Origin of the sequence: Streptomyces sp. NPDC091271, from assembly GCF_044757505.1 — a bacterium.
Taxonomy (GTDB): domain Bacteria; phylum Actinomycetota; class Actinomycetes; order Streptomycetales; family Streptomycetaceae; genus Streptomyces.
In genome coordinates this window covers 1,235,098-1,259,900 of sequence record NZ_JBIVVD010000001.1, presented here as the reverse complement: position 1 = coordinate 1,259,900, position 24,803 = coordinate 1,235,098, and the positions used below count along the sequence as shown (strand labels likewise).

Sequence of the window (24,803 nt, the reverse complement as noted above, 5' to 3'; positions counted from 1 at the left end):
TCCACCCTCACATGGACAAGACTCTCTCCCGTGACGGCACGCCCATCGCGTATCGCCGTCACGGTGACGGGCCGCCGGTGATCCTGGTCGGCGGTGCCCTGAGCACCGCGGCCGACGAGGCACCGCTGGCCACTCTGCTGGCCCCGCGCTTCACGGTCGTCACGTACGACCGCAGGGGCCGCGGGGCGAGCGGCGACGGCGGGCCGTACGCGCTCCGCCGCGAGATCGAGGACCTGGCCGCGGTCGCGGCGACAGCGGGTGAGCGCGTCTCGGTGTTCGGCATGCTGTCGGGCGGGGCGCTGGCCCTGGAGGCGCAGGCCGCGGGGCTGCCCGTGGACCTCCTGGCGGTCTACGAGCCGCCGTACACCCCGGGCCCCGCCGGCCTCCTGTACAAGTCCCGCTGCACGGCGCTGCTGCACCGGCTGCTGGCGGCGGGCGACCGGGGCGGCGCCGTCGAGCTCTACCTGTCGCGGACGGGGGTCCCGGAGACGACGATCGCCCGCATGCGCCGCGCCCCGCTCTGGTCCGGCCTCGAAGCGGTGGCCCACACCCTCGCGTACGACGACGCCCTGCTGGGCGACGGCTCGGTCCCGGCCGGGCGGCTGGCGTCCGTCACGGCGCGCACCCTGGTGGTCACCGGCGGTTTCAGCACGGAACAGGCACACAGGTCGACGCTGGCCCTCGCGGCCGCGATCCCCCGGGCCAGGCACCGCACCCTGACCGGCCAGACCCGCGAACTGGCCCCGCACGCGATCGCGCCGGTCCTGGCCGACTTCTTCGCCCGGGACGTGTTCGCCGGCCGGGCGTCCTGATCCGCCTCGCCGCCGCGTCCGTACAGGGGTCGGACGTGGCAGCGAGGCATATGCCGCACGATTCGGGCGAGTTCGACAAGCCACCCGCCCATGCTGAGCAGTCCGCACCGGCCCCGGACCCTCAGCCGGTGGCCGCCGCCTTCTCCATGCGCACCGTCGTCGCGATCGTGGCCGAGCCGACGACCCGGGTGCCGTCGTACAGCACCACCGCCTGGCCCGGGGCCACGCCCCGTACCGGCTCGGTGAACGAGACGTGGAGCGTCCCGTCGAGCAGTTCCGCGGTCACCTCGGTCTCGCCGCCGTGGGCGCGGAGCTGCGCGGTGTACGTCCCGGGGCCCGCGGGGGGCGTGCCGCACCAGCGGGGCTTGATGGCGGTGAGCGCGGTCACGTCGAGGGCCTCCACCGGCCCGACCGTCACCGTGTTGTTCACCGGGGAGATGTCCAGGACGTAGCGCGGCTTGCCGTCGGGGGCGGGGTGGCCGATGCGCAGACCCTTGCGCTGTCCGATGGTGAAGCCGAAGGCTCCCTCGTGGGTGCCGACCTTCGTGCCGGACTCGTCGAGGATGTCGCCCTCCGCGGGGCCGCCGAGGCGGCCTGCCAGGAAGCCCTGGGTGTCGCCGTCGGCGATGAAGCAGATGTCGTGGCTGTCGGGCTTCTTGGCGACCGCCAGGCCCCGGCGCTCGGCCTCGGCGCGGATCTCGTCCTTGGTGGTCAGGGTGTCACCCAGCGGGAACATCGCGTGGGCGAGCTGCTTCTCGTCCAGGACACCGAGGACGTAGCTCTGGTCCTTGGCCATGTCCGAGGCGCGGTGCATCTCCCGGGTGCCGTCTTCCTTCAGCACGACCGTGGCGTAGTGGCCGGTGCACACGGCGTCGAAGCCGAGGGCCAGCGCCTTGTCGAGCAGCGCGGCGAACTTGATCTTCTCGTTGCAGCGCAGGCAGGGGTTGGGCGTCCGCCCGGCCTCGTACTCCGCGACGAAGTCGTCGACGACGTCCTCACGGAAGCGTTCCGCCAGGTCCCAGACGTAGAACGGGATGCCGATGACGTCCGCCGCGCGGCGGGCGTCCCGGGAGTCCTCGATGGTGCAACAGCCGCGCGCGCCCGTACGGAAGGACTGCGGGTTCGCGGAGAGGGCGAGGTGCACACCGGTCACGTCGTGGCCTGCCTCGGCGGCTCGGGCCGCCGCCACGGCGGAGTCGACTCCGCCCGACATGGCGGCGAGCACACGGAGGGGGCGCTGGGAGGTCTGAGTCATAGCTTCTCCAGAGTACGGGGCTCCGGGAACCGAATGCTCGCGGATATGCGTTGAGGAGCACATGGGGAACAACGGGAGTGCCGGGTCGCCGGGAAAGGGGCCAGGTCACGGCATCAGCAGGCGCTCGCTGCTGATCGGTGGCGGGGCCGCGGCGGCGGCCACCGCCGCCGTGGCCGTGGACGAGGTCCGGCGCGTCTGGTGGCGGGTGCCCGGTGTGGAGAAGCCCCGCGAGACCGGCGAGCTGGACTACGCGCCGGCGACCTGGGTCGCGGCCTCCGAGGGAAACTGGCGGCGGGCCGACCGCCCCGACGACTACGGCGTGGACCGGGTGATCATCCATGTCACCCAGGGCAGCTACGAGAGCGCGGTCAAGGTCTTCCAGGACCCGGCACACCAGGCGGCCACGCATTACATCGTCGGGCAGAACGGCCGCGTGACCCAGATGATCCGGGAGCTCGACGTGGCGTACCACGCGGGCAACCGCTCGTTCAACGAGCGCAGTATCGGCATCGAGCACGAGGGCTTCGTCGACCGCCCGCAGGACTTCACCGCGAAGATGTACGAGTCCTCCGCGCGGCTGACGGCCGCGATATGCAAGCGGTACGCGATCCCGGTGGACCGGGAGCACATCATCGGGCACGTCGAGGTGCCGGGCACGGACCACACCGACCCCGGACCGCACTGGGACTGGACCCGCTACATGAAGCTGGTGCGCGCGGCGTCCACGGCGGGAACCAAGAGGCCCCGGGCTAGCTGAGGCCCGCCGTCCTGGCCCGCTCGACGGCGGGGCCGATCGCCCGCGCGAGTTCCTCCACGTCCTGCCCGGTCGTGGTGTGGCCGAGCGAGAAGCGCAGCGTGCCGCGTGCCAGCGCGGGGTCGGTGCCGGTGGCCAGCAGCACATGGCTCGGCTGGGCGATGCCGGCGGTGCACGCCGAGCCCGTGGAGCATTCGATGCCCTGGGCGTCGAGCAGCAGCAGGAGGGAGTCGCCCTCACAGCCGGGGAAGGTGAAGTGGGCGTTGGCGGGCAGCCGCCCACCGGGGGCCGGATCACCGCCCAGAAGTGCGTCGGGGACGGCCTTCAGCACGGCGGCGGCCAGCTCGTCGCGGAGTGCGCCGATCTCACGGGCGAAGCCCTCGCGTCCGTCGGCGGCGTGCCGCGCGGCCACGGCGAACGCGGCCACGGCGGGTACGTCGAGGGTGCCGGAGCGCACATGCCGCTCCTGGCCGCCGCCGTGCAGGACGGGCACGGGAGCCTGGTCGCGGCCGAGCAGCAGCGCCCCGATACCGAAGGGCCCGCCGATCTTGTGCGCGCTGACAGTCATGGCGGCCAGCCCGGACGCGGCGAAGTCGACCTCCAGCTGCCCGAACGCCTGCACCGCGTCGGAGTGCATGGGGACGTCGAACTCGCGCGCCACCTCGGCGAGCTCACGTATCGGCATGATCGTGCCGATCTCGTTGTTGGCCCACATCACGGTGACCAGGGCGACGTCGTCGGGGTCGCGTACGAGCGCCTCGCGCAGGGCGTCCGGGTGCACACGTCCGTACGCGTCGACCGGAAGGTATTCGACGGTGGCGCCCTCGTGCTCGGCGAGCCAGTCCACGGCGTCGAGGACGGCGTGGTGCTCCACGGGGCTGGCGAGGACCCGGGTGCGCCGGGGGTCGGCGTCGCGTCGGGCCCAGTAGAGGCCCTTCACCGCGAGGTTGTCCGCCTCGGTGCCGCCGGAGGTCAGGACGACCTCGCTGGGGCGTGCTCCGAGGGCGTCGGCGAGGGTTTCTCTGGACTCCTCGACGGTACGGCGGGCCCGGCGCCCGGCTGCGTGCAAGGAGGACGCGTTGCCGGTGACGGCGAGCTGCGCGGACATCGCCGCGATCGCCTCCGGAAGCATCGGCGTGGTCGCGGCGTGGTCGAGGTAAGCCATGGTGCTGACGATTCTACGAGCCCGCGGCACGGTGCGTGCCGGGCGCATCGCACCACGGGTCGCGCGCGCCCGCCAGGAGGCCGGTGCGCGCCACCGGGAGGACCCGGCCGGGCCCGGTCCGAGGAGGCCCTGCCCGCGCCCGGCCGCACTCGGACGGCCGTCCGGCGTGCGAAGCCTCAGCCGCCGAGGGTCAGCCAGCAAGGCTCCAGGAGACGGTCCCGTTGGCCGTGACCAGGACGGCCAGGACGACCAGGTCGGCGACGCCGAGGGCCAGTCCGAGCAGCGCGCGGCCCCGGCGAGCGGTGGAGCGGGCGAGAGCGACGATCGCCATGACGATGGCGACGGGTCCGAGCAGGATGTTCATCACGAGCAGGCCGAGCAGCCCGAGCACGAACGAGGCGACGGCGAGACCGTCGCCCTCCCGGGTGCCGGAACGCGCCCCGACCGAACGGGCCTCGCCGGAACGCGCCTCGCCGGAGCGGGAGTCGCGCGGAGCGGTGCGTGCGGTGATGAGTGTCATGGTGCGGCTCCTTCGTCAGCGGGTGCGGCGGGCGAGGCGTTCACGGACGCCGAAGACCGCCAGCCAGAGACCGATCACGGCAGCGGCGGCCAGGGCCGCGGGGAGCGGGAGGTGCGCGACCGCTCCGAGGACAACCCCCAGCAGGAGCAGGGCGGCGACGAGGACGAACATGTCCGGGCCTTTCTGCGAGCTTTGAGAGTACGACTGTGCACTGACTTATGAGTCTAGACCCTGCATCACTTCCGAAACTCGGAGAACGGTTGTTTACTGAATGGCATGAGTCACACCGTCGGCATCCGCCAGGCCCAGAAGCTGAAGACCCGCCAGGCGCTGCTCGACGCGGCACTCGGACTGCTGGAGCACCAGAGCCTGAGCAGCCTGGGCCTGCGTGAGGTGACGAGGGCCGTGGGCGTGACCCCGACCGCCTTCTACCGCCACTTCGACGGCACGGCGGCGCTCGGTGTCGCACTCGTCGAGGAGACCCTGGGCAGCCTGCACGGCATGATCGGCGCGATCCTGGCCGACACGGGGGACAGCGAGGAGCGGCTCGACCGCAGCGTCGGGCTGATAACAGGTCATGTCACGGCGCAGCCCGCCCACTTCCGCTTCATCGCCCGCGAGCAGCACGGCGGTGTCGGGGAGGTCCGCGGGGCCATCGCCGCCCAGCTGCGCGGCTTCGCCGAGGAGGTCGCCCAAGTCCTCGGCGAGGAACCGGAGTCGGCGGGCTGGGACCGGGAGGACCTCCTGATGCTCGGCGGGCTGTACGTCGACCACATGGTGCTGACCGCGTCGGCGCTGCTGGACGCCGGCCCGGAGGGCGAGGAGAAGGTCGTCCGGGTGGCCCGGCGCCGGCTGCGCCTGGTCACGCTGGGCCGGGCCCACTGGCTGGACAAGCCGTAGGGTCGGTTTCATGAACGACTGGACGCTGGACCGGACCTTCGTCAGTTCCGCGGGCGAGGTCCGCTGGGCCGCGCTGGGGTCCGAGCAGGCTCCGCCCGTGGTCCTGGTGCACGGCACGCCCTTCTCCTCGTACGTCTGGCGGGACATCGCCCGGGGGTTGGCGCAGGACCACCGTGTGTACGTGTGGGACCTGCCGGGTTACGGCGCCTCCGCGCAGTACGACGGCCAGGACGTGTCGCTCCGCTCCCAGGCCTGGGTACTCGCCGAGCTCCTCGAGCACTGGGGGCTCGACGAAGCGGCCGTGGCCGCCCATGACTTCGGTGGCTGCGTCGCCCTGCGGGCCCATCTCCTGCACGGCGCCCGTTACCGGCGTCTGGCCCTCGTCGACCCGGTGGCGCTGGCCCCGTGGGGCTCGCCCGCATACCGGCTGCTCGGGGGACGGTCCGAGGTCTTCGGTGAGCTGCCGCCCGGCCTGCACCGGGCCCTGGTGACGGAGTACGTCGGCTCGGCCAGCCACCGGGGACTGCATCCGGCGGTGCTGGAGAGCCTCGTCGCCCCCTGGTGCACGGAGGCCGGACAGCCCGCGTTCTACCGGCAGATCGCCCAGAACGACCAGCGGTTCACCGACGAGATCCAGCACCGTTACGGCGAGCTGGAGCTGCCGGTGCTGGTGTGCTGGGGCACGGAGGACACCTGGATCCCGGTCGCCCGCGGCCATGAGCTGGCCGAAATGATCCCGGGTGCCGAGCTGCGGCTGATCGAGGGGGCCGGACATCTGGTCCAGGAGGACGCGCCCGCCGAGCTCACCGCGGCCCTCACCCGTTTTCTGCGTACAGCTCCGTGACCGCGGCCGCGGCATCGGCGAGCAAGGTCCGCACCTGAGGAGGCGACAGCACCTCCAGGTTCGGACCGAAGGCGAGCAGGGAGCGCGCCCACCCGAGTTCGGGCACCGCGAGCTCGGCCAGCAGCCACTCCCCCGCCGACTCCTGCTCCGGCTCCGGCCGGCCGGTCAGCACCCCCGCGCACAGGCGTACGAAGAGATCCAGCCGGGAGCGGTGCACGCGCACCCGGAGCCGTACGTCCCCGGGCCGCTCCTCGACCTGCCGGCGCAGCTCCTCCCAGACGTCGGCGGGCTCGACGCCTTCCCTGCGCACCACGGGCTCCTCGGTGAGGACCGCCCGTCCCACCCGGTCCGCGCGGAAGAGCCGGGGCGCGCCGTCCAGGTCGGCCGTCAGGTACCAGACGCCCGCCTTCACCACGAGGCCGTACGGGTCGACGGTGTAGACGCGGGGCGTGTCCGTGCCACTGTGCCGGTAGTGGAGCAGCAGCCTCCGGTCGGCGAAGACCGCGTCGTGCAGCTCACCCACGTCGACGGCGGCCTGCGGACCGCTCATCCAGCGGACCGGGTCCACCAGGATGCGGCGGCTGGTCTGTTCGGCGGCGGGCCGGTGCGGGGCCGGGAGCGCGGCCATCACCTTGCGCAGCGCGGAGCCGAGCGCGGCGTCGAGCCCGAGCGCGGTGTGGGCACCCTGCGCGGCGAGGACGAACAGGGCGCGTGCCTCGTCGGCGGTGAGCCCGGTGACATCGGTCCGGAAGCCCGGAAGCAGCGCGATCCCCCCGTGACGCCCCCGCTCCGCGTACACGGGCACGCCGGATGCCGAGAGCGCCTCGACGTCCCGGTAGATGGTGCGTACGGAGACTTCGAGGCGCTCGGCCAGCTCACCGGCGGGTACCAGGCCACGGGTCTGGAGCAGCAGCAGGATGGAGAGCAGCCGGTCGGACTTCACCGCACCATTCCGGCGGGCCTCAGCCGCGGGGCGCGCGGGCGAGCTGGCGGGACTGGGCGACGAGACGGCCGGCGCTGTCCCAGACGTCCGCGTCCTCCTCCAGGAAACCGCCCGCGAGGTTGCGGGTGGTGATGGAGACGCGCAGCGGCCCGGGGGCCGGGCGGCAGCGGATGTGGGTGGTGAGCTCGATGGTGGGCGTCCACCCCTTGAGCCCCAGCTCGAACGAGGTCGGCGGCAGCGCGTCCACGGTGAGCAGCAGCGAGAGCGGGTCCGCGTCACGGCCGTCGGCGAGCGCGAACCAGCCCCGCATCTCGCCCTTGCCCGACGGCGCGCCGACGGCCCAGCCGACCGTCGCCGGGTCGAGCTTGATGTCCAGCCGTTCGGTGATGGCGGAGCTGCCGGGGATCGGCGCGGTCCCGTCGCTCGTGCCGAAGCACTGGTCGAGGGGGGCGATGGCCGGCGGCTCGGCCGACGTGCGGACCTCGTCGGTCAGGCCGTCCAGGTCGCCGTAGGTGGCCAGCACCCGGATGCGCTCGATCTCCGTGCCGTCCTCCGCGAACTGGAAGAGCGAGGCCTCGCCGGTGGAGAGCGTGCGGCCGGTGCGGACCACCTGGGTGCGGATCACGGCGGGCCCGGGGACGGAGGCCGTGAGGTAGTGCGCGGAGACCGAGAAGGGGTCGGAGTGCGGGAGCGCCTCGCCGAGCGCGCGGCCGAGCATGGCGAGCAGGTAGCCGCCGTTGACCGCGTGGATGATCGTCCACCCCGCGGAGAGCTCCGCGTCGTAGACGCCTTCCTCCCGGAGCGTGACGGTGGTGTCGCGGTCAAACTCGCTGTCACCGATGGTCGCCTGTACCGCGCGCGACTCCTGCGCTGCTGCCTGTGCCATGGCATGCACGGTACACCGATCGTATTACTGAGCGGTAGCTTTTTGTTTGCCGTCACATGACGGCCGGCTTCTCCTCCGCCGTGGCCGACCGCCGGTTGTAGGCGCGCGGAGCCCGCCAGTGGAAGCGCATGGCCAGGAGCCGCAGGAGGAACGCGGTGATCGCGGCGGCGCCGCTGGTGTAGCCGTTGAGGGCGTCGAAACGGATGCAGAGGACCACCATGACGGCGCCCACGATCGCGGGCACGGCGTACAGGTCCCGGTCCCAGCGCAGCAGCGACGGCACCTCGTTGGCCAGGACGTCGCGCAGCACACCGCCGCCGACCGCGGTGGCCAGCCCGAGGGCGGCGGAGGAGGTGAGGCCGAGACCGTACTCGTACGCCTTGACCGTGCCGGCTACGCAGAAGAGCCCCAGCCCGGCGGCGTCGAAGACGTTGACGCCGACCTGGATCCGCTCCACGTGCGGGTGCAGGAAGAAGACCAGGGCGGCCGCGAGCAGCGGGGTCACGAAGTAGCCGAGATCCGTGAAGGCCGCCGGAGGGAGCGCGCCGATCATCACATCACGGAAGATCCCTCCGCCCAGCGCTGTCACCTCGGCGAGGACCGCGATGCCGAAGACATCGAAGTTCTTGCGTACGGCGAGCAGGGCGCCCGAGATCGCGAAGACGAAGATTCCGACGATGTCGAGCGAATGCTGGACGGAGGGGGTGAAGAGTTCGTTGAGCACCGGGCAATTGTGCCGGTACTACTCCTTCGTCTTGTCCTCCGCACTAGCGACCGGCGCGGAGGAGCCCTTGCCGTCACCGCCCGGGGCGGGCTCGGCGGGCTTCTCCGGCTCTTCCAGGGCTGCGGACCCGGACGCCTCCTCCGGCTCGTCCGACACCTCGGGACCTTCCTCCGGCTCGTCCGACGCCCCGGAAAGAGTCGCCTCGGGAGCGGTCGCCTCGGGAGTCGCGGCCTCGGGAGCGGTCGCCTCGGGGGCGGCCGCCTCCTCCGTCACGGCGGTCGGCTCCCCGGTGCCCGCCGACTTCACCGTGATGACGTCCGCGACGAGCGGCGCGTCCCCCGGGGCCTGGTCCTCGCCGTTCTCCGGGTGGTGGCACGCCACCTGGTGCCCGGTCTTCAGCTGGAGCAGCGGCGGCTCCGTGGTCTTGCAGACCTGCGTCGCCTTCCAGCACCGGGTGTGGAACCGGCAGCCGGTCGGCGGCGAGATCGGCGACGGCACGTCACCCTTGAGCAGGATGCGATCGCTCTTGGCGCCGCGCCTGCGCGGGTCCGGCACCGGCACCGCGGACATCAGCGCCTTCGTGTACGGGTGCATCGGCGCCTCGTACAGCGAGGTGCGGTCCGCGAGCTCGACGATCTTGCCGAGGTACATGACCGCGATCCGGTCCGAGACATGGCGGATGACCGACAGGTCGTGCGCGATGATCATGTACGTGAGGCCGAGCTCCTCCTGGAGGTCGTCCAGCAGGTTCACCACCTGCGCCTGGATCGACACGTCCAGCGCCGAGACCGGCTCGTCGGCGACGACCAGCTTCGGCTTCAGCGCGAGCGCCCGCGCGATGCCGATGCGCTGGCGCTGACCGCCGGAGAACTCGTGCGGGTAGCGGTTGTAGTGCTCGGGGTTGAGCCCCACCAGCTCGAGCAGCCGCTGGACCTCCGCCTTCACGCCGCCCTCGGGGTTGACGCCCTGGAGCCGGAAGGGGGTGCCGATGATCCCGCCGACCGTGTGGCGCGGGTTCAGCGAGCCGTACGGGTCCTGGAAGATCATCTGGATGTCGCGGCGCATCGGCCGGAGCCGCCCCGCGGACATGTGGGTGATGTCGCGGCCCTGGAACTCGACCTTGCCACCGGTCGGTTCCAGCAGGCGGGTCACGAGCCGCCCCATGGTCGACTTTCCGCAGCCCGACTCACCGACCACGCCCAGGGTCTCCCCGGGACGCACGTCGAAGGTGAGGCCGTCCACTGCCTGGACCGCACCGACCTTGCGCTTCAGCACGCCCTTGGTGATCGGGAAGTGCTTGACCAGGCCGTCGACCTTGAGGAGCGGCTCGGAACCGGACCCGTCCGACCCGGCCGCGGCGGGCGCGGGAGTCTTCTTGTTCAGATCAGTCACAGCTTCGGCGCAATCTCTTCGGTCCAGATCCGGTCGCGCTGCTCACGCGACATGTGGCACGCGGAGTAGTGCCCGTCGCTGACCTGCTGCAGCTCCGGACGCTCGGTGCGGGTGATGTTGTCCGGCGGGACGTCGGCGTACGGGCAGCGCGGGTGGAAGGCGCAGCCCGACGGGACGTTGATGAGGCTGGGCGGCGAGCCCTTGACCGGGACGAGCCGCTCGGTCTGCTCCCGGTCGATACGCGGCATCGAGCCGAGCAGACCCCAGGTGTAGGGGTGCTGGGGCTCGTAGAACACCTTCTCGGACGTGCCGCGTTCGATGCAGCGTCCCGCGTACATCACGAGCAGGTGGTCCGCGATCTCGGCGACGACACCGAGGTCGTGCGTGATCATGACGACCGCGGAGCCGAACTCCTTCTGCAGATCCCGGATGAGGTCGAGGATCTGCGCCTGGACGGTGACGTCGAGGGCGGTCGTCGGCTCGTCGGCGATGAGCAGCTGCGGGTTGTTGACCAGAGCCATCGCGATCATGGCGCGCTGGCGCATACCGCCGGAGAACTGGTGCGGGTAGTCGTCGTAGCGACGGTGCGGCTCGGGGATGCCGACACGGTCGAGCATCTCGATCGCGCGCTTCTTCGCGGTCTTCTTGTCGACCTTGTTGTGGACCCGGTGGGCCTCCACGATCTGCGCGCCGATGCTGTAGTACGGGTGCAGGGCGGACAGCGGGTCCTGGAAGATCATGGCCATCTTCTGGCCGCGCAGCTTCCGTACGCGCTCGGGGCCGGCGCCGATGAGCTCCTCGCCGTCCAGCCAGATCTCGCCGTTGATCCGGGCACGCTCCGAGGTGTGCAGGCCCATGATCCCCAGCGAGGTCACGGACTTGCCCGAACCGGACTCCCCGACGATGCCGAGGGTCTGGCCGGCCTTCAGGTCGAAGCTGACGCCGTCGACGGACTTGACCAGGCCGTCGTCGGTGTCGAAGTGGACGCTGAGGTCGCGTACGGACAGGAACTCGTGGCCGTCGCCGGACCGCGGGGCGGGAACGGTGTCCGCCGCCGGGGAGTCCGTCTTGCTTACGTCGCTCATGAGAGCCTCACCCGGGGGTCGATCGCGGCGTACACGAGGTCCACCAGCAGGTTGCAGATGACGATGAAGAAGGCGGCGACCAGGGTCACGCCCATCACCTTGGGCAGGTCGGCGGTGGTCACGCCCTGGATGGCGAAGGCACCCAGACCCTGGAAGGAGAAGACCCGTTCGGTGATGACGGCGCCGCCGAGCAGCAGCGCGAAGTCCATGCCGAAGATCGTGACGAGCGGGGTCAGCGCCGAGCGCAGCCCGTGCTTGACGACCACCTTGCGTTCCTTGAGGCCCTTGGCCCGCGCTGTCCTGATGTAGTCCTCGCCCATCGTCTCCAGCATCCCGGCCCGGGTGAGCCGGGCGTAGAGCGCGGAGTACAGGAGGGCGAGTGTGCACCAGGGCAGGACAAGACTGCCCGCCCATTCGACCGGACTCTCCGCGAACGGGACGTACTCCCCGTTGCCGAACAGCGCCAGCACGACGAGGCCGGTGAAGAACATCGGCAGCGAGACGCCGGCGAGGGCGACGCCCATGGAGAGGCGGTCGAAGAACGAACCCCGCTTGAGCGCGGAGAGGACACCGATCGCGACGCCGGAGACGACCCAGATGACCGCGGCACCGACGGCCAGCGACAGGGTGACCGGGATGCGGTCGACGAGCTGCGGCCAGATCTCGGTGTGGGTCTTGAAGGAGTACCCGAAGCACGGGGCGTTGCAGGTGACCGGGTCGGGGCCGAACTGGTAGTCGGCACCGACGACGATGCCCTTGATGAACTCCCAGTACTGGATGTAGAGGGGCTGGTCGAGCCCCAGGTTCTTCTTGACCGCGGCGATGACGTCCGGGTCAGGGCTCTTCCCGACGTACTGGGCGGCCATCGAGTCGAGTGTCTGCCCGCCGAGGCGGGGCACGAGGAAGAAGATCGCGAACGTGACTGCGCTGACCACCAGCAGCAGCAACACCGCGGCGAATACGCGTCGGATGATGTACGCAGCCACAGCCGTGCGGCGCCGGGCGGGCGGACGGGTGACGCCCGCCGGCCCGGCGCCTTCACCTGCCTTTCAAGGGATGCTGTTGATGAACAGGTGTTACTTGGTCGAGGTCATCAGCACGTAGTCGTACATGCCGAGGTACGCGTCGGTCACCGTGACGTTCGCCGCGGAGTCCGGGCGGTAGAGCAGGTTCTTGCGGTAGATGAGGGGAACGACCGAGGCGTTCTCCATGACCTTCTGGTCGACCTCGCCCCAGGCGGCGTTGCGCGCCGTGGTGTCGACGGTGCCGATGCCCTTGACGAGGGCCTCGTTGACACCCTTGTCGTCGAGCTCCATGAGGTTCGTGCCACCGGACGGCTTGATGGCCGATCCGTTCACGATCTGGTCCAGGAAACCGAAGCCGGTCGGCCAGTCGGCGCCCCACTGCATCATCATCATGCCCGCGTTGTTCTTGTGGACCCACTCGGGGACACCCGCGAAGTCGGTGAAGTACTTGTCCGACGGGAACTGCTTGATCTCGGCGGTGATGCCGATCGCCTTCAGGCTGCCCTGGAGCTGCGTGGCGGCGGTGATCTCGTCAGGACGGTCCGAACGCGCCGTCAGCGTGGTCTTGAAGCCCTTGGCCTGACCGCACTTGGCCAGGTGCTCCTTGGCCTTCGCGATGTCGCCCTTGTTGCCCTCGGTCGGGTACAGGTCGAACTTCTTGTAGCCCGCGACGGTCGGCGGAATGACAGTGGTGGCCGGGTCACCCTTGACCGAGCCACCGATCGAGTCGATCAGGCTCTGCTTGTCGACGGCGTACTGGACGGCCTTGCGGCACTCCACGTTGTCGAACGGCTTCACGTTCACGTTCAGCGCCATGTACTGCAGGACGCCGGCGTACGGGTTGTCCGTCTTCGCCTTCTCGGAGGCCTTGACCAGGACCTTGGGCTGCGTCTTGGACTGCAGACCCGTGCCCGCGACGTCCGCGGTGGTCACGTCGTTGAGAAGGTGGTCGTCGACCGTGGTGGGGTTGACGTTGAGCTTCAGCTGGATCTTGTCCGGCAGAGCCTTGCGGATCGGGTCCGTCTTCGGGTCCCACTCCGGGTTGCGGACCAGCGTCGCGCCCTTGCTCTCGTCGTACGCCGAGAACTTGTACGGACCCGAGGAGACCATCTTCTGGACGTAGCTGGCACCCGTGTCGGCCTTCTGCGGGACCGGAGCGGTCTGCGAGAAGGCGGCGAGGTAGTCCATGTCCGCGAAGGGCTTGCTCAGCTTGAAGACGATCGTGTAGTCGTCCGGGGTCTCGATGGACTTGAGGCCCTCGGCCGACTTGTCCTTGTACGGACCCTTGTACTTGTCGCCGCCCTCGAGGTACGCCTTGAAGTACGTCGGGCCGTTGGACAGGGCCTCCGGCGCGAAGTTGGAGCGCTCGACGGCGTACTTGACGTCCTTCGAGGTGATCTCGGTGCCGTCCTCGAACTTCACGCCCTTGCGGATCGTGTAGGTCCAGGTCTTGGCGTCCGCGCTGGCCTTGCCGAGGCTGGTGGCGAGGTCGGGGACGACCTTCAGGCTCTCCTTGCCGGCGGCGGGCTTGAAGGTCACCAGGGAACGGGCGTACAGGCGGGAGAAGTTCTGCACCCAGCCGTAGTACGTGTTGCCCGGGTCCAGGGAGTCCGGGCCACTGGAGTGCTCGTACGTGACCGTCCCCCCCTTCTTGTCCGTCGGGTTGACGATGCTCGTCAGACCGGCGTCGGCCTTGGCGTTGCCCCCACCGCCGTTGCTGTCACCGCCCGAGTCGCTGCCACTGCAGGCCGACGCTCCGAGCGACACCGCTACGGCCATGGCTATGGCCGCTGCTGTCTTTCTGTTCTGCATGCTGAGGAAAGCCCCCTCGCTAGTCCGGTGCGGCACTGCCGCGATTACTTGCCACGAGGGTCGAGTGCGTCGCGCAGCCCGTCCCCCAGCAGATTGAAGGCCAGCACGGTGATGAAGATCGCCATACCGGGGATGACCATGAACATCGGGTCCACCTCGTAGAGGTCGACCGCCTGCGTGAGCATGCCGCCCCAGGACGCCTGCGGCGGCGCGATACCCACGCCGAGGAAGGAAAGGGAGGCCTCGAAGAGGATGTTCGTGGGGATCAGCAGCGTCGCGTACACGAGGATCGGCGCGATGAGGTTCGGCAGCAGCTCGCGGAAGAGGATGAACGGACCTCGGGCACCCAGCGACCTGGCGGCCTCGACGAACTCCCGCTCGCGCAGCGACAGCGTCTGCGCACGGACGATGCGGCCGATGTAGGGCCAGCTGAAGAACCCGATCACGAAGATCAGGACCGCGATCCGCAGCGTGAGCCCTTCCATCCCGAAGGCGTTGCCCTGCAGGGAGGCGGAGATGGAGATCGCGAAGAGGAGCAGCGGGAAGGCGAGGAAGGTGTCCATCAGCCGGCTGATGAAGCTGTCGACCCAGCCACCGTAGAACCCGGCCACGACGCCCATGACGACGCCGATGACGACCGAGAGCAGCGTGGAGCCGACGGCGACCACGAGGGAGACCCAGGAGCCTTCGAGGATGCGCGCCAGGATGTCGCGTCCGGTCTGCGGTTCGACCCCGAGGGGGTGGTCCCAGCTGATTCCGCCCAGGGCGCCCTTGGGCGCCAGCATGACGGGGTCGACCAGGCTCTGGTTGAACGCGTTGGGGTCGAGCCCGAGGAGCGACTGCAGCGGCTTGGACAGGACCGCGGTGAGGATCAGCAGCACGACAACGATGCCACCGGCCATGGCGCCCTTGTCCCGCTTGAAGCGCGTCCAGGCGATGCGGCCGAGCGAGCGGCCCTCGATCTCCTTGCGCCCGGCGCCTTCCAGCACCGTTTCGGGCCGCGCATCCGCCCCGGTGGTCTCGATCGGTGCCGTCATTGCGCTGGAGACCCCTCTCGGCCGACGGTGGCCGGCCTGTGACCGCCGCTGTAGCGGCTCTAACAAAATGTGACAGATGCGATCACACATGCCGAACTGACCCTGTTTGAAAGAGGGTTTCGCCGGGCATGGAGCACCTGCTGTGTGGAGTCTTCAACCACTTTGCGATCACCCGCCAGACCTGACGGGGAATGTTTGCTCAAACGTGATGCTGCCAAGAGGCTTCCGTTATGCGGACAGCTGTGCTTGCTGAGCGGATCACCGATGCACCAATGCGCCACTAACGGACATGTCACCCAACTGCGTTGTCCAGGTGACTATTTGACTACGCCGTCGAGACGGCGGCCGACGCCCTCTCAGTACGCGCGCGGTGCCGGGCCGGTGGCGGGCGGGTAGCCGTAGCCCGGGACCGCGGGTGCCGGGGCGTGTGCCTCGCGGTCGTAGAACGGACGGGAGTTGGCGTTCAGCCACATCGCGACGGGGTCGTACTCGTCGGACAGCGAGACCGTGGAGACGGGCAGTCCGTCGGGGACCACGCCGATCGACTGCTGCATCATCGCGCGGACCGCGTCGACGGACGGCCGGCCGGTGTCGTAGAGGTCGAGCCCGATCGCGAGGTACGGGGCGCCGAGCGCGGGCTGCACCCAGGCGCGGCGCAGCGCGCGGACGGCGGAGGTGCGGTGGGCGTTCTGCGACAGCAGGGCGTAGAACTGCGGGAGCTCGATGGCGGGTTCACTGAGCCGCAGCGGCCCCGCGGGCATCCGGTCGAGGCCGGTGGCGATGCGGCGCAGGTCCAGCCAGGGGATGCCGACGCCGCCGCCGGGGGCGTGCGGGTTGAGCCAGATGCCCCAGCGGTCGGGGAAGAGGGAGCGCGCGATGTCGCGGCCCGTGATCACCTCGTGGGCCCTGTTCCAGCCGCTGGCCGACAGCTCCTGGGCGGAGGTCACGCACGGGGCGTAACCCTGCCCTTCGACCTCCATGTTGCCGTACTGGGCGTCGGGGGAGCCCGCCGTGCCGTGCCAGAGGAGCATCCAGACCTGGCCGTCCGCAAGGGAGCGCAGCAGCGACTCGTACGCGTCGAGGCGCCCCGGGGTCACTTGGCGAAGCATGTGCTCGACCTGACCGGCCGCCGCGGTGCCTGACGCACTCACCCTGGGTCCCGCCCCTCTTCGTTCCGCTGTTCCCGCATGCCGCACGGTGCTGTGGTGCCACTCCCGGGCACACGGGGCGGCCTCGTCATCCAACCAGCTTATGCGCCGCCCCTGACACCGGCTTGACGCCACGTGGCAACGGGGACTCCGTCTCTCAGTACGCGTCGCGCCGGTAGAACGGGCGCACCTTCTCCAGCATCCAGTCGCCGACCGGGTCCTGTGCCACGTCGAGCAGCAGGAGATTGACCGGCCAGGGCACCTGGACCCGGCCGAGCGCGCGGCCCAGGGCGTCCAGCGGGGCGCTCTGCCCGGCGGCGTCCCACACGGCGGACTCGACGCCGACGAAGAGGACAGGGCTGTCGCCCTCGATGCTGGCCAGCACCCGGCGCGCGGTGTTCACCCCGGCGGTCGCCTGGAATTCGGCGGACACCGCGGCGAGGAAGTCGACGGGGTCCTCCTTCCAGTCGGGCTCGTACAGCCGCACCCGGCCGCCGCTCGCGGGGCCGTCCAGCGGGGTGCGCCCGGCCCGGCAGAGCTCGGCGACGGCGGCGGGCGGCAGGGGCACCCCGACGGCACCGCCGGGGTTGACGGCTATACCGAGCTGCGGGGGCAGTCCACGGGCGAACTCGCGTGCGGGCGCCACGGTGAAGGAGAGATGGGTACCGACGCACTGGAGGAACTGCGCCTCGGAGCTGAACACGGGGACGTACGCGCCGCCGTCGATGTCGACCGTCGGCAGATCGAGGCCGACGCTGTCGGTCCCCCCGCCGTTCGGCAGGGGGACCCAGACCTGGCTGCGGCCGAGCACCTCGACCAGCCGTCCGCCCGCGCCGGGCACGCCGAGGGAGGCGCTGAGCACTTCTTCGAGCTCGTTGGCCGGCCATCCCTGCGACGGATGCGACGGGGCCTGGGCCTGAGCCGGAATGTCCACGGTGTCTGTGTCCCTTTCTCGCCATGCGGTGCGGCTGAAACTCTAGACCGGGTCTCGGCAGGACGGCAGAGTCCAGGCGGAGGCGGCACCCCGCCCACCGCGGCGTCCAGATCCCGGACAGCGTGCCGGGGGTCTGCGAACTGTGCGTATGCGAACGGTGACACCCACGGCCCCTACTCCTGCGGGAGCCGCGCCTCCGGGAACGAGATCCGGTCGATGCCCGCCGCGGTCTCACGGTCGAGCAGCACCGCCGAGGCGCATCCCGGCGGCAGCAGGCCGGTCTCCGTGTCGCGCAGCAGCCGGCCCACCGCGCGCCGGTGCCGGGCGAACGCGTATCCGGAGACCCCGCGCCCGCGCTCCCGCTGCCCCTGCCTGGCCACCCGGGGGGTGACGTCGAGCAGGACGAGATGGAGGCCGCTGCCCCGGCGCCGGGCCTCCCGCGCCAGCCAGCGCCGCACCCACGCCTGCGTACCGCAGTCGTGCACGACGACGGGTCCGCCCGACCGCAGGCGCCGCCACAGCCCGGCGTAGTGCGCGGCGCGCACCAGGGGGCGGTAGAGGGCGTACGGGAGTAAACCGGGCAGGGCGGCCGCCCAGCGGTCCCTGGTGTCCTGGGAGTCGACCGCGTACTCCTTCACCGCCCGCCGGATCAGCGTCGACTTCCCGCTGCCGGGCAGCCCCGAGACCACGACCACGTCACCCGCCGCGAAGTCCAGGCCGCTCGGTCCCCGCCCGCCGCCTCCCCGCAGATCACGCACCACCGGAGCGTGCCCGCCCGTCAGCTCCCGGGCGGGCACGCCCGGCTGCTGGGGCATCGCACCGCTTGCCGCCCCCGCGGTAGTCGCGTAGCGCTGCAACGTCATCGCCTTCCCCCTGCCGAGTCACCCACCGACCTGCCCAAGAAGTGTAAAGAAATGGTAATGCGGCACAACCGCTTCTCCCCGTACGTGTCGGGGCCGGCACCCGTCCGGGTGCGGACGCCCCACTCTCCCGCAATGCGTGCGATGATGACCCCGCCAACTGCATACAGGCCGTTTGAATCCGCGCGGGAGAGTCCCGGTCACCGTGTGCGCCGGGCGCCGAAGGAGCAAGTTCCTCCCTTGAATCTCTCAGGCCCCGTACCGCGTGGATGAGGCAGATCTGAAAAGCGGGCCGCTCTGCGGCTCCACCCAAGGTGCAAGCCGACGCTGACGGGGGCCGACCCCGTCGGGACCCTTTCAGGGGCTTTCGGCGAACCTCTCAGGTTCCGATGACAGATGGGGAGGGAACCACCCCCTGTCGTCATGCCCTGGAGCCATGTCCATGAGCACTGCCCCGAGCGCCGCCCCCCGTCTCACCGCCCTCGATGCCCTGCATCGGTCCCTGGGCGCGACCATGACCGACTTCGCCGGCTGGGACATGCCGCTGCGGTACGCCAGCGAGCGCGACGAGCACAACGCCGTGCGCGAGCGGGCCGGCCTGTTCGACCTGTCGCACATGGGCGAGATCACCGTCACCGGTCCGCAGGCGGCGGCCTTCCTGAGCTACGCGCTGGTCGGCAACATCGCCACCGTCGGCGTGGGCCGGGCCCGCTACACGATGATCGTCGCGGAGGACGGCGGGATCCTGGACGACCTGATCGTCTATCGCCTCGCGGAGACCGAGTACATGGTCGTCGCCAACGCGGGCAACGCCCAGCTCGTCCTGGACACCCTCACCGGGCGTGCCGGGGACTTCGACGCCGAGGTGCGGGACGACCGCGACGCGTACGCGCTGATCGCCGTCCAGGGACCCGACTCCCCCGCCGTACTGAAGTCGGTCACGGACGCCGACCTGGACGGACTGAAGTACTACGCCGGACTCCCCGGAACGGTCGCCGGCGTCCCCGCGCTCATCGCCCGTACCGGTTACACCGGCGAGGACGGCTTCGAGCTCTTCGTGGCCCCCGCCCACGCCGAGCAGCTCTGGAAGGCCCTGACCGAGGCCGGTGCGCCGTACGGTCTGATCCCCTGCGGGCTCTCCTGCCGCGACACGCTCCGCCTGGAGGCGGGCATGCCGCTGTACGGGCACGAGCTGACCACCGCGCTGACGCCCTTCGACGCGGGCCTGGGCAGGGTCGTGAAGTTCGAGAAGGAGGGCGACTTCGTCGGCCGCGAGGCGCTGACCGCCGCGGCGGCCCGTGCGGAGACCGCCCCGCCCCGCAAGCTCGTCGGCCTGGTCGCCGAGGGCCGCCGGGTGCCGCGCGCCGGTTACCCCGTCGTCGTCGGCGGGCAGGTCGTGGGCGAGGTCACCTCCGGCGCGCCGTCGCCCACCCTGGGCAAGCCGATCGCCATGGCCTACGTGGACGCGGCGCACGCCGCGCCCGGCACCGAGGGTGTCGGGGTAGACATCCGGGGCAAGCACGAGCCGTACGAGGTCGTGGCGCTGCCGTTCTACAAGCGCCGTAAGTGACACCTGCCCCCGCACGTGACGCAGTCGTGTCTCACACCGTAAGACCACCGTTCATCAGCACTCCCCCGCGTACAGGAGAATTCAGGTCATGAGCAACCCCCAGCAGCTGCGGTACAGCAAGGAGCACGAGTGGCTGTCGGCCCTCGAGGACGGCGTGGCCACGGTCGGTATCACCGAATTCGCGGCCAACGCGCTCGGTGACGTCGTCTACGCCCAGCTCCCGGAGGTCGGTGACACGGTGGCCGCGGGCGAGACCTGCGGTGAGCTGGAGTCGACCAAGTCGGTCAGCGACCTGTACTCGCCGGTGACCGGCGAGGTGACCGCGGCCAACCAGGACGTCGTGGACGACCCGTCGCTGGTGAACTCCGCCCCCTTCGAGGGCGGCTGGCTGTTCAAGGTGCGCGTCGCGGAGGAGCCGAAGGACCTTCTCTCCGCCGACGAGTACACCGCGTTCTCCGGCAACTGAGACCTTAGGGACCCACTGATGTCGCTTCTCAACTCCTCCCTCCACGAGCTGGACCCGGACGTCGCCGCCGCCGTCGACGCCGAGCTCCACCGTCAGCAGTCCACCCTCGAGATGATCGCCTCGGAGAACTTCGCTCCGGTCGCGGTCATGGAGGCCCAGGGCTCCGTCCTCACCAACAAGTACGCCGAGGGCTACCCCGGCCGCCGCTACTACGGTGGCTGCGAGCACGTCGACGTGGTCGAGCAGATCGCGATCGACCGCATCAAGGCGCTCTTCGGCGCCGAGGCCGCGAACGTCCAGCCGCACTCCGGTGCGCAGGCCAACGCCGCCGCGATGTTCGCGCTGCTGAAGCCGGGCGACACGATCATGGGTCTGAACCTGGCCCACGGCGGTCACCTGACCCACGGCATGAAGATCAACTTCTCCGGCAAGCTCTACAACGTGGTCCCGTACCACGTCGACGACACCGGTGTCGTGGACATGGCCGAGGTCGAGCGCCTCGCCAAGGAGTCGAAGCCGAAGCTCATCGTGGCCGGCTGGTCCGCCTACCCGCGCCAGCTGGACTTCGCCGCCTTCCGCCGCATCGCGGACGAGGTCGGCGCGTACCTGATGGTCGACATGGCGCACTTCGCCGGACTGGTCGCCGCGGGTCTGCACCCCAACCCGGTGCCGCACGCCCACGTCGTCACGACCACCACGCACAAGACCCTCGGCGGTCCGCGCGGTGGCGTCATCCTGTCGACGCAGGAGCTCGCCAAGAAGATCAACTCGGCGGTCTTCCCCGGCCAGCAGGGTGGCCCGCTGGAGCACGTGATCGCGGCCAAGGCGGTCTCCTTCAAGGTCGCGGCGACCGACGAGTTCAAGGAGCGCCAGCAGCGCACCCTGGACGGCGCCCGCATCCTCGCCGAGCGCCTGGTGCAGCCGGACGTCACCGAGGTCGGCGTCTCCGTCCTCTCCGGCGGTACGGACGTGCACCTGGTCCTGGTCGACCTGCGCAACTCCGAGCTGGACGGCCGGCAGGCCGAGGACCGGCTCCACGAGCTGGGCATCACGGTCAACCGGAACGCCATCCCGAACGACCCCCGGCCCCCGATGGTCACCTCGGGTCTGCGCATCGGCACGCCCGCCCTGGCCACCCGTGGCTTCCAGGCGGAGGACTTCACCGAGGTTGCCGAGATCATCGCGGCCGCGCTGAAGCCCACGTACGACGCCGACGACCTCAAGGCCCGCGTGATCGCGCTGGCCGAGAAGTTCCCGCTGTACCCCGGCATCAAGTAGTCACCCGTAATTTGCACGCAGGGTGGGGGCACCGCGCACACTGAACACAGTGAGCCCGGTGCCCCCACCCCTTTGCCCCGCGCTCCCGGGCCCACCGGCCCGTCCCCGCACCACCCGGCGGACAACGTCGTCCACCAACGCCTTAGGAGTACTCCCGTGGCCCTCTCGGTCTTCGACCTCTTCTCGGTCGGTATCGGCCCGTCCAGCTCCCACACGGTCGGCCCGATGCGCGCGGCCCGCATGTTCGCCCGCCGCCTCAAGAACGAGGGTCTGCTGGCCCACACCGCCTCGATACGGGCCGAGCTGTACGGCTCGCTCGGCGCGACCGGTCACGGGCACGGCACCCCGAAGGCCGTCCTGCTGGGTCTGGAGGGCGAGTCGCCCCGCACGGTGGACGTCGAGGGCGCCGACGCCCGCGTCGAGGAGATCCGCGCCTCGGGGCGCATCAACCTGCTCGGCATGCACGACATCCCCTTCGACGCCGACGAGCAGCTGGTCCTGCACCGGCGCAAGGCCCTGCCCTACCACGCCAACGGGATGACGGTCCTCGCGTACGACCGCGACGGCGCCCCGCTGCTGGAGAAGACGTACTACTCGGTGGGCGGCGGCTTCGTCGTCGACGAGGACGCCGTGGCCGGCGAGGACCCGATCGTCCCGGACGACACCGTCCTGAAGCACCCCTTCCGCACCGGCGACGAGCTGCTGAGGCTTGCCCGGGAGACCGGTCTGTCCATCTCCTCCCTGATGCTGGAGAACGAGAAGGCCTGGCGGACCGAGGACGAGATCCGGGCCGGGCTGCTGGAGATCTGGCGCGTCATGCAGGCCTGCATCGCCCGCGGCATGTCCCGCGAGGGCATCCTGCCCGGGGGCCTGAAGGTCCGCCGCCGCGCCGCGAACTCGGCCAGGCAGCTGCGGGCCGAGGGGGACCCCCAGACGCACGCGATGGAGTGGATCACCCTCTACGCGATGGCCGTCAACGAGGAGAACGCCGCCGGGGGCCGCGTGGTGACCGCCCCGACCAACGGCGCGGCGGGCATCATCCCCGCCGTCCTGCACTACTGGATGAACTTCGCGGCGGGCGGCTGCACCGAGGCCGAGAAGGACGACAGCGTCGTCCGCTTCCTGCTGGCCGCGGGCGCCATCGGCATGCTCTTCAAGGAGAACGCCTCCATCTCCGGCGCCGAGGTCGGCTGCCAGGGCGAGGTCGGCTCCGCCTGCTCCATGGCCGCCGGCGCCCTCGCCGAGGTCCTGGGCGGCTCCCCCGAGCAGGTGGAGAACGCCGCCGAGATCGGCATGGAGCACAACCTGGGCCTGACCTGCGACCCGGTCGGCGGTCTCGTCCAGATCCCCTGCATCGAGCGCAACGGGATGGCGGCGGTCAAGGCGGTCACGGCGGCCAAGATGGCGCTGCGCGGCGACGGCAGCCACAAGGTCTCCCTGGACAAGGTCATCAAGACCATGAAGGAGACGGGCGCGGACATGAGCGTGAAGTACAAGGAGACGGCCCGGGGCGGGCTCGCGGTGAACATCATCGAGTGCTAGGTCGTGTCCACGTCGCGGACACGTCCCAGGCCGGTCCAGGTGTGAATTCCCTCTGCGCGGACAGGCGGACGGTGCTGGGCACCACACGGGCGCCGACCGATCCTTGACTGGCCGGTTGCCCATGTTTGCCTACATTGGTAGTGGGTTACCAGTGCATGCGCAGGGGACGATCACGGCCCCCGGGCTGCGGCGGAGCTCTTCCTCACCGGCTCCGCCCACGCCTCGACGCTCCGCGGCGGAGCGTTCGGTCTCGGAGGTGCCCGGTACGGAGCCGCCACCGAGATCGCCGCGGCAAAGACGAAGGGGAACGACGCAATGACCGACACCTCCCACAAGCCGACCACCTCCGACTCGGGCGCCCCGGTGGAGAGCGATGAGCATTCGCTCACCGTCGGCCCGGGCGGGCCGATCCTGCTCCAGGACTCCTACCTGATCGAGCAGATGGCTCAGTTCAACCGCGAACGAATCCCCGAACGCCAGCCGCACGCCAAGGGCAGCGGCGCCTTCGGGCGGTTCGAGGTGACCGCGGACGTCTCCGCGTACACGAAGGCCGCGCTCTTCCAGCCCGACACCACGACCGACCTGGTCATCAGGTTCTCCACCGTCGCCGGGGAGCGGGGCAGCCCGGACACCTGGCGGGACCCCCGCGGTTTCGCGGTGAAGTTCTACACCAGCGAAGGCAACTACGACATGGTGGGCAACAACACCCCCGTGTTCTTCGTGAAGGACCCGATGAAGTTCCAGCACTTCATCCGGTCCCAGAAACGCCGCGCGGACAACAACCTGCGCGACCACGACATGCAGTGGGACTTCTGGACCCTCTCGCCGGAGTCGGCGCACCAGGTCACCTGGCTGATGGGCGACCGCGGCATCCCGCGCACCTGGCGCCACATGAACGGCTACACCTCGCACACGTACATGTGGATCAACGCGCAGGGCCAGCGGTTCTGGGTGAAGTACCACTTCAAGACGGACCAGGGCGTCGAGACGTTCACCCAGCACGAGGCCGACCAGATGGCCTCCGCGGACACGGACTATCACACGCGTGATCTCTTCGAGCACATCCGCGACGGGGAGTACCCGAGCTGGACGCTGAAGGTCCAGATCATGCCGTACGAGGACGCCAAGGACTACCGGTTCAACCCGTTCGACCTGACCAAGGTGTGGCCGCACGGCGACTACCCCTTGATCGAGGTCGGCCGGATGACGCTCGATCGCAATCCCACCGACAACCACGCCGAGATCGAGCAGGCGGCCTTCCAGCCGAACAACTTCGTACCCGGCATCGGCCCGAGCCCGGACCGCATGCTCCTGGCGCGGCTGTTCTCCTACGCGGACGCGCACCGCCACCGCATCGGGGGCAACTACCAGCAGCTCCCCGTCAACGCCCCCGTCGTCCCGGTGAGCACGTACTCCAAGGACGGAGCGATGGCGTACCGGAAGACCACCGACCCGGTCTACGCGCCGAACTCCAAGGGCGGCCCGGCGGCCGACACCGAGCGCTACGGGACCCCTCCGAGCTGGTACGCCGACGGCGAGATCACCCGGTCGGCCTATGTCGACCACGCCGAGGACGACGACTGGGGGCAGGCCGGCACCATGGTGCGGGAGGTCCTCGACGACGCGGCGCGGGACCGGCTGGTGGACAACGTCGTCGGCCACCTGCTCAACGGCGTGACCGAGCCCGTGCTGCAACGCGCCTTCACCTACTGGTCGAACATCGACGGCACCATCGGCAAGCGCATCGAGCAGGGTGTGCGCGCGAAGGCCGGCGAGAAGGACCCCAAGGCCCAGGAGCAGGGCAACCCCGCGCGCCGGGACATGCAGCGCAAGGCCTGAGAGCCGCACACC

General features: G+C 70.4%; 24 protein-coding genes and 1 riboswitch. Of the genes, 9 read left to right on the top strand and 15 right to left on the bottom strand.

The genetic code is table 11. From position 1 onward, the window contains the following. The first annotated feature begins 11 nt into the window (after positions 1-11). The gene (locus tag ACIQM3_RS06035) at positions 12-812 is read left to right on the top strand and encodes an alpha/beta fold hydrolase (protein ID WP_401619337.1); all 801 of its coding nucleotides are present in this window, start codon (positions 12-14) and stop codon (positions 810-812) included. Between the two features lie 121 nt (positions 813-933). On the opposite strand, the gene mnmA is transcribed toward ACIQM3_RS06035, so the two are convergent. Beyond that, positions 934-2,067, bottom strand: coding sequence for a tRNA 2-thiouridine(34) synthase MnmA (gene mnmA / locus ACIQM3_RS06030; RefSeq protein ID WP_401619334.1), 1,134 nt, complete (start codon positions 2,065-2,067; stop codon positions 934-936). Positions 2,068-2,128: 61 nt separating this feature from the next. On the opposite strand from mnmA, the gene ACIQM3_RS06025 reads away from it, so the two are divergent. Further along, entirely contained in the window at positions 2,129-2,824 is a 696-nt protein-coding gene (locus ACIQM3_RS06025) for an N-acetylmuramoyl-L-alanine amidase (protein ID WP_401619331.1), read from the top strand. On the opposite strand, the gene ACIQM3_RS06020 is transcribed toward ACIQM3_RS06025, so the two are convergent. The 3 genes from ACIQM3_RS06020 to ACIQM3_RS06010 form a co-directional block, all read right to left on the bottom strand. Continuing rightward, positions 2,817-3,986, bottom strand: coding sequence for a cysteine desulfurase family protein (locus tag ACIQM3_RS06020; protein WP_401619328.1), 1,170 nt, complete (start codon positions 3,984-3,986; stop codon positions 2,817-2,819). The genes ACIQM3_RS06025 and ACIQM3_RS06020 overlap by 8 nt on opposite strands. Positions 3,987-4,176: 190 nt before the next feature. Beyond that, positions 4,177-4,506: a DUF4190 domain-containing protein gene (locus ACIQM3_RS06015; RefSeq protein ID WP_401619325.1), complete on the bottom strand. Its 330-nt coding sequence runs from the start codon at positions 4,504-4,506 to the stop codon at positions 4,177-4,179. Positions 4,507-4,521: 15 nt separating this feature from the next. Further along, a complete protein-coding gene (locus tag ACIQM3_RS06010; RefSeq protein ID WP_187355833.1) occupies positions 4,522-4,677 on the bottom strand; it encodes a hypothetical protein in 156 nt (51 codons plus the stop codon). Between the two features lie 105 nt (positions 4,678-4,782). On the opposite strand from ACIQM3_RS06010, the gene ACIQM3_RS06005 reads away from it, so the two are divergent. Both ACIQM3_RS06005 and ACIQM3_RS06000 read left to right on the top strand, forming a co-directional pair. Then, entirely contained in the window at positions 4,783-5,406 is a 624-nt protein-coding gene (locus tag ACIQM3_RS06005; RefSeq protein WP_401619321.1) for a TetR family transcriptional regulator, read from the top strand. Between the two features lie 10 nt (positions 5,407-5,416). Continuing rightward, a complete protein-coding gene (locus tag ACIQM3_RS06000; RefSeq protein ID WP_401619318.1) occupies positions 5,417-6,250 on the top strand; it encodes an alpha/beta fold hydrolase in 834 nt (277 codons plus the stop codon). Here ACIQM3_RS06000 and ACIQM3_RS05995 read toward each other — a convergent pair. From ACIQM3_RS05995 to ACIQM3_RS05945, 11 genes are all read right to left on the bottom strand, one after another. Continuing rightward, positions 6,222-7,193 (bottom strand): helix-turn-helix transcriptional regulator, encoded by a 972-nt coding sequence (locus ACIQM3_RS05995; RefSeq protein ID WP_401619315.1) that lies wholly within the window; start codon positions 7,191-7,193, stop codon positions 6,222-6,224. The genes ACIQM3_RS06000 and ACIQM3_RS05995 overlap by 29 nt on opposite strands. 19 nt (positions 7,194-7,212) lie before the next feature. Continuing rightward, positions 7,213-8,079: a thioesterase family protein gene (locus ACIQM3_RS05990; RefSeq protein WP_401619312.1), complete on the bottom strand. Its 867-nt coding sequence runs from the start codon at positions 8,077-8,079 to the stop codon at positions 7,213-7,215. 52 nt (positions 8,080-8,131) lie between these two features. Then, entirely contained in the window at positions 8,132-8,803 is a 672-nt protein-coding gene (locus tag ACIQM3_RS05985; protein WP_401619309.1) for a trimeric intracellular cation channel family protein, read from the bottom strand. Between the two features lie 18 nt (positions 8,804-8,821). Further along, complete coding sequence (locus tag ACIQM3_RS05980) at positions 8,822-10,195, bottom strand: ABC transporter ATP-binding protein (RefSeq protein ID WP_401619306.1); 1,374 nt, start codon at positions 10,193-10,195, stop codon at positions 8,822-8,824. Beyond that, on the bottom strand, positions 10,192-11,280 hold the full coding sequence (locus tag ACIQM3_RS05975) for an ABC transporter ATP-binding protein (protein WP_401619303.1): 1,089 nt from the start codon (positions 11,278-11,280) through the stop codon (positions 10,192-10,194). The genes ACIQM3_RS05980 and ACIQM3_RS05975 overlap by 4 nt, the downstream gene beginning before the upstream one ends. Further along, on the bottom strand, positions 11,277-12,266 hold the full coding sequence (locus tag ACIQM3_RS05970) for an ABC transporter permease (RefSeq protein ID WP_401619300.1): 990 nt from the start codon (positions 12,264-12,266) through the stop codon (positions 11,277-11,279). Before ACIQM3_RS05970 ends, ACIQM3_RS05975 begins: the two co-directional genes overlap by 4 nt. Before the next feature lie 90 nt (positions 12,267-12,356). Then, entirely contained in the window at positions 12,357-14,117 is a 1,761-nt protein-coding gene (locus tag ACIQM3_RS05965) for an ABC transporter substrate-binding protein (protein WP_393761060.1), read from the bottom strand. 44 nt (positions 14,118-14,161) lie between these two features. Further along, the gene (locus ACIQM3_RS05960) at positions 14,162-15,154 is read right to left on the bottom strand and encodes an ABC transporter permease (RefSeq protein ID WP_104789294.1); all 993 of its coding nucleotides are present in this window, start codon (positions 15,152-15,154) and stop codon (positions 14,162-14,164) included. Between the two features lie 356 nt (positions 15,155-15,510). Next, complete coding sequence (locus tag ACIQM3_RS05955) at positions 15,511-16,305, bottom strand: enhanced serine sensitivity protein SseB C-terminal domain-containing protein (protein ID WP_401619296.1); 795 nt, start codon at positions 16,303-16,305, stop codon at positions 15,511-15,513. 154 nt (positions 16,306-16,459) lie between these two features. After that, entirely contained in the window at positions 16,460-17,236 is a 777-nt protein-coding gene (locus tag ACIQM3_RS05950; protein WP_401619294.1) for an enhanced serine sensitivity protein SseB, read from the bottom strand. A 173-nt stretch (positions 17,237-17,409) separates the two neighbouring features. Beyond that, complete coding sequence (locus tag ACIQM3_RS05945) at positions 17,410-18,099, bottom strand: AAA family ATPase (protein ID WP_401619291.1); 690 nt, start codon at positions 18,097-18,099, stop codon at positions 17,410-17,412. Between the two features lie 173 nt (positions 18,100-18,272). Continuing rightward, a riboswitch (glycine riboswitch) is annotated at positions 18,273-18,370 on the top strand. Between the two features lie 168 nt (positions 18,371-18,538). Between ACIQM3_RS05945 and gcvT the strand changes: the two genes are divergently transcribed. From gcvT to ACIQM3_RS05920, 5 genes are all read left to right on the top strand, one after another. Next, on the top strand, positions 18,539-19,666 hold the full coding sequence (gene gcvT, locus ACIQM3_RS05940) for a glycine cleavage system aminomethyltransferase GcvT (protein ID WP_401619289.1): 1,128 nt from the start codon (positions 18,539-18,541) through the stop codon (positions 19,664-19,666). Between the two features lie 88 nt (positions 19,667-19,754). Further along, the gene (gene gcvH, locus ACIQM3_RS05935) at positions 19,755-20,132 is read left to right on the top strand and encodes a glycine cleavage system protein GcvH (protein WP_401619288.1); all 378 of its coding nucleotides are present in this window, start codon (positions 19,755-19,757) and stop codon (positions 20,130-20,132) included. An 18-nt stretch (positions 20,133-20,150) separates the two neighbouring features. Then, positions 20,151-21,410 carry a serine hydroxymethyltransferase gene (gene glyA / locus ACIQM3_RS05930; protein WP_362931700.1) on the top strand — a complete coding sequence of 420 codons (1,260 nt, stop codon included), beginning with the start codon at positions 20,151-20,153 and terminating at the stop codon, positions 21,408-21,410. A gap of 156 nt (positions 21,411-21,566) precedes the next feature. Beyond that, complete coding sequence (locus tag ACIQM3_RS05925) at positions 21,567-22,952, top strand: L-serine ammonia-lyase (RefSeq protein ID WP_401619285.1); 1,386 nt, start codon at positions 21,567-21,569, stop codon at positions 22,950-22,952. A 315-nt stretch (positions 22,953-23,267) separates the two neighbouring features. Beyond that, positions 23,268-24,791: a catalase gene (locus ACIQM3_RS05920; protein WP_401619282.1), complete on the top strand. Its 1,524-nt coding sequence runs from the start codon at positions 23,268-23,270 to the stop codon at positions 24,789-24,791. Positions 24,792-24,803 lie beyond the last annotated feature (12 nt).